Annotated in this window: 1 pseudogene; it reads right to left on the minus strand. The window is 66.2% G+C overall.

The features are described from left to right. Nucleotides 1-42: 42 nt before the first annotated feature. Nucleotides 43-1,158: pseudogene (locus RM423_RS24790) on the minus strand (IS3 family transposase). Nucleotides 1,159-1,236 lie beyond the last annotated feature (78 nt).

Genomic DNA, 1,236 nt, shown 5'->3' on the forward strand with positions numbered 1-1,236 from the left:
TGGCCGGACCCCGAGAATTGATCCACGGTTTGTGGGAGTCGGTTATTGGTGGGTGCAGGCGGCAGCATAAACCGCTGGAGCCTGGTAGCCGAGGGAACTGTGCCGTCGGCGGTGGTTGTAGTCCTCCTTCCAGTCGGTGATCACGACTCTGGCCTGGATCAGCGACCAGAAGATGTTGATGTTCAGGCATTCGTCGCGGACCCGGCCGTTGAACGATTCGACATAGCCGTTGCGCCACGGCTCACCGGGCGGGATGAACGACAACCCGACCCGTTCACCGGCCCAGTCGGCCATCGCATCGCACGCCAGCTCCGGGCCGTTGTCGCAGCGCAGAACGGCCGGATAGCCGCGTTGGGCGGCGAGGCGGTCCAGTTCGTCGATGAGGACGTCGGCGGTGACCGAACGTTCGACCAGCCCGCCGAGGCATTCGCGGGTGTGCTCATCAATGATCGACACGATCTTGACCGGGCGACCGTCGGTGGTCGCGTCGAACTGGAAATCGACCGCCCAGACCCGGTTCGGGGCATCGGCGCGTGGGCGGTCGGCGGCGGTGGAGGTGCCCAGTCGCTTACGTCGCCGGCGTTGCGGCACGCGCAGACCCCTCCTCACGCCAGAGCCGCTGGATCTTCTTGTGGTTGACGTTCCAGCCCTCACCGCGGGCGTCGTGATACGCCGGGCGGAACCCGCGTCGCGGGTGGTCTTTGGCGTAGCGGCGCAGCCACGAGCGCAACGCCGCATCGGGATCAGCCACGGTCGTACTGACCGGCTCGCGTCGCTGCGTCGTTCGGTTCTGCCCGGTCACCCGGCAGGCGAACCGCTCACTCAACCCCATCGTGGCGATGAGGTGGGCGACGGCCGCCCGCCGGCGTTCCGGGCTCAGAAGTTTCCCCGCGCGATCTCCTTCAACGCAGCCTTCTCCAACTCCGCATCGGCCAGCAGCCGCTTCAGCGTGGCGTTCTCCCGCTCGAGGTCCTTCAACCGCTTCGCGTCATCGGCTTTCAACCCACCGAACTGGTTACGCCAGCGGTAGTAGGTCTGCTCGGCCACCCCGAGCTCGCGGCAGACATCGGCGATGTCTTTGCCCTCGCCCAACATCCGATCCGCGGTCGCCAGCTTGCGCACGACCTGCTCCGGGCTGTGTCGCTTCCTCGTCGTCATCAGATTCGAGCCTCCTTGCCCACATTGTGGGCGAAAGGACTCTCACTCGACCTGGATCAACACGCCGGGGTCAGGCCA

Origin of the sequence: Jatrophihabitans lederbergiae, assembly GCF_031845305.1 — a bacterium.
Taxonomy (GTDB): Bacteria; Actinomycetota; Actinomycetes; order Mycobacteriales; family Jatrophihabitantaceae; genus Jatrophihabitans_A; species Jatrophihabitans_A lederbergiae.